The organism is Streptomyces bambusae (genome assembly GCF_019400985.1).
GTDB classification, from domain to species: domain Bacteria; phylum Actinomycetota; class Actinomycetes; order Streptomycetales; family Streptomycetaceae; genus Streptomyces; species Streptomyces bambusae_A.
This window is the reverse complement of sequence record NZ_WTFF01000481.1, coordinates 1-4062: the sequence shown is the minus strand read 5'-3', so window position 1 is coordinate 4062 and position 4062 is coordinate 1. Positions and strand designations below refer to the sequence as shown.

General features: G+C 73.5%; 4 protein-coding genes. 3 read left to right on the top strand and 1 reads right to left on the bottom strand.

Annotation, left to right across the window (positions count from 1 at the left end; genetic code table 11):
• Nucleotides 1-76: 76 nt before the first annotated feature.
• The 3 genes from GPJ59_RS34370 (at nt 77) to GPJ59_RS34360 (ending at nt 2885) form a co-directional block, all read left to right on the top strand.
• The gene (locus GPJ59_RS34370) at nt 77-397 is read left to right on the top strand and encodes a SpoIIE family protein phosphatase (RefSeq protein ID WP_308120644.1); all 321 of its coding nucleotides are present in this window, start codon (nt 77-79) and stop codon (nt 395-397) included.
• A 564-nt stretch (nt 398-961) separates the two neighbouring features.
• Nucleotides 962-2302: a transcriptional regulator gene (locus tag GPJ59_RS34365; protein ID WP_219671916.1), complete on the top strand. Its 1341-nt coding sequence runs from the start codon at nt 962-964 to the stop codon at nt 2300-2302.
• A 52-nt stretch (nt 2303-2354) separates the two neighbouring features.
• Nucleotides 2355-2885 carry an NUDIX hydrolase gene (locus GPJ59_RS34360; RefSeq protein WP_219671914.1) on the top strand — a complete coding sequence of 177 codons (531 nt, stop codon included), beginning with the start codon at nt 2355-2357 and terminating at the stop codon, nt 2883-2885.
• An 11-nt stretch (nt 2886-2896) separates the two neighbouring features.
• Here GPJ59_RS34360 and GPJ59_RS34355 read toward each other — a convergent pair whose 3' ends face one another.
• The gene (locus GPJ59_RS34355) at nt 2897-3790 is read right to left on the bottom strand and encodes a 3-hydroxybutyryl-CoA dehydrogenase (RefSeq protein WP_219671913.1); all 894 of its coding nucleotides are present in this window, start codon (nt 3788-3790) and stop codon (nt 2897-2899) included.
• Nucleotides 3791-4062: the final 272 nt, after the last annotated feature.

Sequence of the window (4062 nt, the reverse complement as noted above, 5' to 3'; positions counted from 1 at the left end):
CAGAGCGACGCGCGGAGGCCGGTAGGCAGCGGCGGAGGGGTAGAGGAGCAAGCGGCCGGAGCAGCTGAGGGCGCAGTTGCACGTCCGTCTCGCCCCCGGCGAGGCGTTGTTCCTGCACACGGACGGGGTGGACGAGGCCCGGGACGGCACAGGGCGGTGCTTCCCCCTGGGCGGGGCGCTGGCGAAGGCCGCCGCGGGACCCGGGGCCACGCCCGCCCGGCTGGTGGCCGGCGTGTACGCCGCGCTGCTGCGGCACACCGGCGGACGCCCGGCCGACGACGTGGCCCTGCTCGTGCTCCGCAACGACCGACCGCTCCGCGACCGCCCCGCCGACCGGCCGGGTGGGGAGCGGATGCGTGGCGAGGGGCTGCGGCCCGCCGGGGGTGCCTCGCGGTAGCGACGGCCGCCCGGCAGACCGGGGCCGACGGCAGGACGAGCGGCGGTCAGGCCCTCCAGGGGCGGGGGGGGGGACTGCGCGATCAGCCCCGCACGGCCCCGAGGACGGACGACCGCACCCGCCCCGCCAGGGGCAAGGCAGGACGGCCCGACAGGGCCTGGGTCACCACAAGAGGTCGTGCGCGCCGGGCACGGTGGGTGGACCCGGCGCGCACGTCACCTCCCGGCTCCGGCCGGGGGTGCCTCCGGACTGCGCCGGCGGCCGGAGACCAACCGTCGCAGGCGACAGCCCGGGACACGCCGCCCGCCTGCCATGGAGTGTCGGGCAGACAGCAGACGGGCGGCGCGGTACGGGCCGTCGCACTGTACGAGGGGGAGCCGACGGCCCGAGTGCCTCGTTGGTGAGGCGAGGTACTTCAGTCAACCGCCTTGCAGAGCCGGGCGGCAGAGTGCGCGGCGCATTTATGCGCGTACTAGGTTCGCACCCCGTGTGAAATCCGGTGCACCCCGCCCGTGGGCACCGCCCGCCCACTAACCTGGGTCCGACGAGCCCTTGGAGGGGCCCATGCAGTCCAACTCCCTGCTCGACGCCCTCCTCGCCGAGGCGGGCATGTCCCATGCCGGCCTCGCCGCCCATGTGAACCAGGCGGGCCGGTCCCGGGGACTCGCCCTGCGCTACGAACACACCGCCGTCGCCCGCTGGTTGAAGGGCCAGCGGCCCCGCGGCCAGGTGCCGGACCTGATCTGCGAGGTGCTGGGGAGCCGGCTGCGGCGGCCGCTGACGCTGGACGACATCGGGCTCGGCCTGTCGGGCCAGGCCGGCAGCCCGCACGGCACCCCGCTGGGCGGGTTCGTCGACCGGGCCACCGCGCTGTGGCGGGCCGACGAACAGGGCCGCGACCACTGCCTGGGCGCCGAGGCCGTCACCGGGACGCCCGCCGTCATCCCGGTCTGGGAGTGGGAGAACCCGCCCGAGGACGCGGACGTCTCGCGCGACGGCCCCACCCGCGTCGGCCCCGAGCACATCGAGGTCCTGCGGGCCGCGCGGGCCCACTACGAGCTGATGTACCGGCGGGCCGGAGGCATGGCGACCCGGGCCCGGATCGTCCGCTTCCTGGGCAGCGAGACCGCGCCCCTGCTGCGCGGCAGTTACCCCGACGCCCTCGGCCGCAGCCTGCACCGGGCGGCCGGCTCGCTGGTCGCGGTCGCGGGCATCTGCGCGTACGACTCCGACGCGCACGGCCTGGCCCAGCGCTACTTCCACCAAGCCCTGCGGCTGGCCAAGGCCAGCGGGGACCGGGGACTCGGGGCGTACGTCATCGCGCTGATCGTCAACCAGTCCCTGCACCTGCGGGAGTTCCGGCAGGCCGTCGCCTTCGCGGAGGCCGCCCTGCGGGCCGCCGGCCGGCACACCACCCCGGCGCTGGCGGCCGACCTCTACGCGATGCAGGCCAAGGCCTACGCCCAACTCGGTGACACCGCGGCCGCCTTGGCCTGCATCCGGCACGCAGAGGCCGCCGCGGAGCGGATCAGGCGCGGCAGCGAGCCCGACGAGACCGGGTACGTCCAACCCGGCCTGGTCAACGTCCAGGTGGCCGAGGCGCTGCTCAGCCTGGGGGACCTCGACGCGGCCCACGAGCAGGCCGCCGCGGCCGTGGGGACCCCGGCGCACGACCGGGGCCGGGTACACCGGCTGGCGATGCTCTGCGAGATCCAGCTGCGCCAGGGCGAGGCCGACCGGGCGGTGGCCGCCGCCGCCGAAATGGCGGAACGGGCCAAGGGGATGGAGTCGCTGCGGCTGCGGGACCGGCTGCGAGCCGTCCGCGAACAGCTGCTGACCAGCGGTTGCGCAGGCGCCGAGGAGACGGCCCAGCTGATCGACGGGGCGCTGCGCGTTCCGCTGTGACAGCCCACCTGCTGCCATGTTGCCACCTACACAAACGGAAGGTGGCAGGGCCGTGCAGTGGACGAACCTGAACGAGCAGACCGTGTACAAGAACCGCTGGTTCGACGTGAACCTCGCCGACGTCGAACTGCCCGACGGCCGGCACCTGGACCACTTCGTCATCCGGCTGCGCCCGGTCGCCGTGGCGACCGCCGTCAACGAGGCGGACGAGGTCCTGCTGCTGTGGCGGCACCGCTTCATCACCGACAGCTGGGGCTGGGAACTGCCCGCCGGAGTGGTCGAGGAGGGAGAGGACGTCGCGGCCGCCGCGGCGCGGGAGATGGAGGAGGAGACGGGCTGGCGGCCCGGTCCGCTGCACCACCTGATGACCGTGGAGCCCGCCAACGGCCTGACCGACGCCCGCCACCACCTCTATTGGGCCGAGGAGGCGACGTACACCGGCCCGCCCGAGGACGACTTCGAGTCCTCGCGGCGCGAGTGGGTCCCGCTCAAACTCGTGCCGGACCTGATCGCGCGCGGGGAGGTCCCGGCCGCCAACATGGCGGCCGGGCTGCTCCTGCTGCACCATCTCCGGCTCGGCTGAACCCGTCGGGCTCAGCCGTACGCGTAGAAGCCCGAGCCCGTCTTGCGGCCCAGCCGGCCCGCGTCCACCATGCGCTGGAGCAGCGGGGGAGCGGCGTACAGCGGCTCCTTGTACTCGGCGTACATCGACTCGGCGATGGAGACGATGGTGTCCAGGCCGATGAGGTCGGACAGCTTCAGCGGGCCCATCGGGTGGGCGCAGCCGAACTCCATGCCGTTGTCGATGTCCTCGCGGCTCGCGATGCCGGACTCGAACATCCGGATGGCGGACAGCAGGTACGGCACGAGCAGCGCGTTCACCACGAAACCGGACCGGTCCTGGGCGCGGATCGCGTGCTTGCCGAGCACGTCCCGCACCAGGGCCTCGGACCGCTTGATCGTCTCCTCGCCCGTGGTCAGCGCCGGGATCAGCTCGACCAGCTTCTGCACCGGGGCGGGGTTGAAGAAGTGGATGCCGATGACCTGGTCCGGACGCGAGGTGGCGACGGCCAGCTTCACCAGCGGGATGGAGGAGGTGTTCGAGGCGAGGATCGCGTCCGGGCGGGTGACCACCTGGTCGAGCACCTGGAAGATCTCGGTCTTGACCTGCTCGTTCTCGACCACGGCCTCGATGACCAGGTCGCGGTCGGCGAACTCGCCGAGGTCGGTGGTGAAGGTGAGGCGGGCCAGGGTGGCGTCCCGCTCCTCCTCCGTGATCTTGCCGCGTTCGGCGGCCTTGCCGAGGGAGTTGTACAGCCGGGTACGTCCGATCTCCAGGGCCTCGCCGCTGGTCTCGGCGACCTTGACCTCAAGGCCACTGCGGGCGCACACCTCGGCGATACCCGCGCCCATCTGGCCACAGCCCACTACGCCGACCCGTGTGATGTCGGAAGGGAGGTCAGTCACTTCGCGCCTTTCGCTGTTCATCCGTCGGCGGGTCCCCCGTTTCCAGTGGTAACTGCGTTCCGGCGCCCGCCACGCCCCCCGACGTTACTCCCGACCCTGCGACTGGTGGGGTGCCGGGGCGGGCATGCTGGGCCCACGGAGATCGATGTCACGCTACGGAAGGGATCGGTCACATGGGGTACGTGAACCGGCGCGGGCTGCTGGCCGGCGCCGCCGGCATGCTGGCAGCGACGGCGACGGCGACGGCGACGGCGACGGCGGCCGGGACGGCGAGCCCGGTGAGGGCGTGCCAC

Bases quoted from the DNA above. Each gene is read 5' to 3' on its own strand.
- GPJ59_RS34365 (WP_219671916.1), top strand. From the start codon at position 962: ATGCAGTCCAACTCCCTGCTCGACGCCCTCCTCGCCGAGGCGGGCATG.
- GPJ59_RS34355 (WP_219671913.1), bottom strand. From the start codon at position 3,790: ATGAACAGCGAAAGGCGCGAAGTGACTGACCTCCCTTCCGACATCACA.